General features: G+C 68.4%; 5 protein-coding genes. 3 read left to right on the top strand and 2 right to left on the bottom strand.

The annotated features are described in order from the left end of the window. The coding region (locus A9X05_RS24295; RefSeq protein WP_067784522.1) for an adenosine deaminase at positions 1-816 on the top strand (816 nt) is incomplete at its 5' end. Positions 817-865: 49 nt separating this feature from the next. Here A9X05_RS24295 and A9X05_RS24290 read toward each other — a convergent pair. Continuing rightward, complete coding sequence (locus tag A9X05_RS24290) at positions 866-1,150, bottom strand: GlsB/YeaQ/YmgE family stress response membrane protein (RefSeq protein ID WP_067752016.1); 285 nt, start codon at positions 1,148-1,150, stop codon at positions 866-868. 92 nt (positions 1,151-1,242) lie between these two features. Then, a complete protein-coding gene (locus A9X05_RS24285) occupies positions 1,243-1,914 on the bottom strand; it encodes a GntR family transcriptional regulator (protein WP_067752013.1) in 672 nt (223 codons plus the stop codon). 153 nt (positions 1,915-2,067) lie between these two features. Here A9X05_RS24285 and A9X05_RS24280 point away from each other — a divergent pair, with 153 nt between their 5' ends. Then, a complete protein-coding gene (locus tag A9X05_RS24280) occupies positions 2,068-3,096 on the top strand; it encodes a cupin domain-containing protein (protein WP_067752009.1) in 1,029 nt (342 codons plus the stop codon). A gap of 48 nt (positions 3,097-3,144) precedes the next feature. Next, the coding region (locus A9X05_RS24275) for a VWA domain-containing protein (protein ID WP_156736949.1) at positions 3,145-3,668 on the top strand (524 nt) is incomplete at its 3' end.

The following is a 3,668-nucleotide window of genomic DNA, read 5'->3' as shown; positions in this document are numbered from 1 at the left end:
GAAGATTTGGCCGCCGATTCGGTGGTGTACGCCGAGATCCGGTTCGCGCCGGAACTACACATCGACCGGGGCCTGTCGTTCGACGAGATCGTGGACGCCGTGCTGGCCGGTTTCGCCGACGGCGAGCAGGCCTGCGCCGCCGCGGGCCGGCCGATCGTGGTGCGGCTGCTGGTCACCGCCATGCGGCACGCCGCGGTGTCCCGGGAGATCGCCGAGCTGGCAATCCGGTTCCGGGACAAGGGTGTTGTGGGGTTCGACATCGCCGGGGCCGAGGCGGGCAACCCGCCGACGCGGCACCTGGACGCCTTCGAGTACATGCGAGACCACAACGCGCGCTTCACCATTCACGCGGGCGAGGCCTTCGGGCTGCCGTCGATCCACGAGGCGATCGCGTTCTGCGGCGCCGACCGCCTTGGCCACGGGGTGCGTATCGTCGACGACATCGAGGTCCTAGAAGACGGTCGCGTCCGGCTGGGCCAGCAGGCGGCCATCCTGCGGGACAAGCGGATTCCGTTGGAGCTGTGCCCGAGTTCCAACGTGCAGACCGGCGCCGTGAAGAGCATCGCGGACCACCCGTTCGACCTGTTGGCCCGCACCCGGTTCCGGGTGACCGTCAACACCGACAACCGCCTGATGAGCGATACCACGATGAGCCTCGAAATGTGGCGTTTGGTCGAGGCTTTCGGCTACGGCTGGAGCGACCTCGAGCGGTTCACCATCAACGCGATGAAGTCGGCGTTCCTTCCTTTCGACGAGCGGCTGGCGATCATCGACGACGTGATCAAGCCGCGCTACGCGGTGCTGATAGCAGGCTGACGCCGCCCGCCCGAAATCCGGGTGAGCGGCGCAGCTTTCGGCCGACCGGTTAACGGGTCAGCCGGGTGCCGGTGCGGCGACCGGTCAGCGCTTCGTACAGCGCGATCAGGACGATGGCGGCGCCCACCCCGACGAAGAACGGAACCCAGGCCACCCCGCCGTTGGCGTTGTGGTAACCGAATTGGCTGGCGGCCCATGAGCCGATCAGGCCGCCGACCGCGCCGAGCACGACCGTCATGATCATGCCTACGTTCTGCTTGCCCGGCATCACGAGGCGCGCGACCAAACCGATGATCGCGCCCACGATGAGGGCGAGGATTATGGATGTGATCACTTCGAGCTCCTGTCGTAGCGGCGCCCGGGGTGGGCACCATCTTCGACGGGACTTCCCCGAATCAGGCGACTTCTAACACAATTCGCCTGAGCTCAAATCAGATCGGAAGCCAGCCCGATGGCGCGCACCGTGCTGGCCAGGTGGGTCTGCACCGCGCGCGACGCTCGCGGGCCGTCACCGTCGCGCAGTGCCTCGGCGATCTCGCGGTGCTCGTCGATGATGGTCGTGACCCGGTCCGGATCGCGGAGCGCCGATTCGCCGATCATCCGCATCTGCCGGTCCCGCAGCGACGCGTGGAAACCCGCCAGAATGGCGTTCCCCGATTCGGCCAGGGTGATGGCGTGGAAGGCGCGGTCGGCATCGAGGAAGTCGGGCCAATCGGAGCGGTCGGCGGCGGCGCGCTGCCGCCGAAGCTCGCCGGAGAGCCGATCGAAAATCGCGGCGCACGAGGCGGTCCCGCGGCCGACCACCTTGGTCGCCGCGAACTGCTCCAGGACCAGCCGGGCCTCCATCACCGACCGGACCTCGTCCGGGGACACCGGGACGACCAGGGCGCCCCGCTGCGGGTACAGCCGCAGCAGCCCCTCGGCCTCCAGCCGCAGGAACGCCTCGCGCACCGGCGTGCGCGACATTCCGAGCGCCGTGGCGACGTCGCCCTCGCTGATCAGCTCCCCGCCCGGGAACGCGCCGGTGAGCACCTGCGTCTTGACGTAGTCCAGTGCGCGGTCCTTGGCCGTGGCCGGCCGCGGGTCGATCGGTGCCATCCAGCCTTCCGGTAGCTAAGTCGTATCCCAGCAGTGTGGTGACGGTACACCACCGAAACCCTTGACAGGGCGACAACTGAGATACAAGATAGATACGAAAGAAACATGAGACGCATCGAAGAAGCCCGCGAGCAGGCCGAAGGAGCCGCGAAAATGCCCGTCACCGAACAATCCGTGACCCCGAACCTGGATCCGACGATCCCGGCGCCGATGATCAACGTCGCCGAATACGGCTTCGAAGGTCGTTTCCAGGACTGGGCCTCCGACGCGGAGTACTTCGAGTACTCGAAGGCCGCCAACCCGATCGGCTCGGGCCACGTCCCGCAGGTGCCGGTTACCCGGTTCGATGCGGATACCTACACCGATCAGCCGACCGGTGTGATCCCGCTGGATCTGTCCAAGGAGCTGGGCATCGACACCGGCGCCGCGACCAGCCCCGCGCTGCTGGCCAACTTCGTGCGCATCCGTCCGGGCGAGCAGGTCGATACGAGCCCCAACGCCACCTCGCAGCTTTACTACGTGCTGTACGGGCGGGGCTTCGCCGCGGTCAACGGGCAACTGGTGCAGTGGGAGAAGGGGGACTTCCTGACGTTGCCCGCCGGCACCCACTCGGTCTTCTACGCGGCCACCGACACGGCCATGTACTGGGTGCACGACGAGCCGCTGATGCGCTACCTGGGCGCCGACGCCACCCGGCCGCGGTTCCGCGCCACCAAGTTCCGCCGCTCGGACGCCGTCGCGAAGCTGGAGGAGATCGCGTCACGCCCGGGCGCCAACGAGAAGAGCCGGGTCAGCGTGCTGCTGGCCAACACCAACCAGGAGCAGACGCTGACCATCACCCACGTGCTGTGGGCGATGTTCGGCGTCCTGCCGCCGAACCAGGTGCAGCGCCCGCACCGGCACCAGTCGGTGGCCCTGGACCTGATCCTCGACGCGCCGGCCAGCGGCTGCTACACCCTGCTGGGCACCCGCCTCGACGAGCACGGCGACATCGTCGACCCCACCCGGGTGGACTGGCGCGCCGGCTGCGCCTTCACCACGCCGCCGGGCATGTGGCACGCCCACTACAACGAGACCGGACAGGCCGCACACCTGATCCCGATCCAGGACGCCGGGCTGCAGACCCATCTCCGCAGCCTGGACATCAAGTTCACGCAGCGCCGCGACCTCGTCGCCGGCTGACCCGCGGGAGAGTGCACGGGGCCTACCGGGCGCATAGTGTGGCTGCACATGAAGTTGCCCCTGCTGGGCCCCGTGTCGGTCACCGGCTTTCAGAACGCGTGGTTCTTCCTGTTCCTGCTGGCCGTTCTGCTGGTCCTGGGCATCTACGTCGTGCTGCAGTTCGCCCGCCGCCGCCGCGTCCTGCGGTTCGCCAACATGGAGGTGCTGGAGCGGGTCGCGCCGGCGCGCCCCAGCCGCTGGCGGCACGTGCCGACGATCCTGTTGGCCACGTCGCTGGTGCTGCTGACCACCGCGATGGCCGGGCCGACGTCCGACGTCCGGATCCCGCTCAACCGGGCGGTCGTGATGCTGGTGATCGATGTCTCGGAGTCCATGGCCTCCACCGACGTCCCGCCGAACCGGCTCAAGGCCGCCGAGGAGGCGGCCGGCCAGTTCGCCAGTCAGCTCACGCCGGGCATCAACCTGGGCCTGGTCGGCTTCGCCGGCACGCCATACCTGCTGGTGTCGCCCACCCCGCAGCACCAGGCGACGATCGACGCGCTCAAGAAGCTCGACTTCGCCGACAGCACGGC

Origin of the sequence: Mycobacterium sp. E3298 (assembly GCF_001666895.1) — a bacterium.
GTDB lineage: Bacteria > Actinomycetota > Actinomycetes > Mycobacteriales > Mycobacteriaceae > Mycobacterium.
This window is presented reverse-complemented; position numbering and strand designations above follow the sequence as displayed.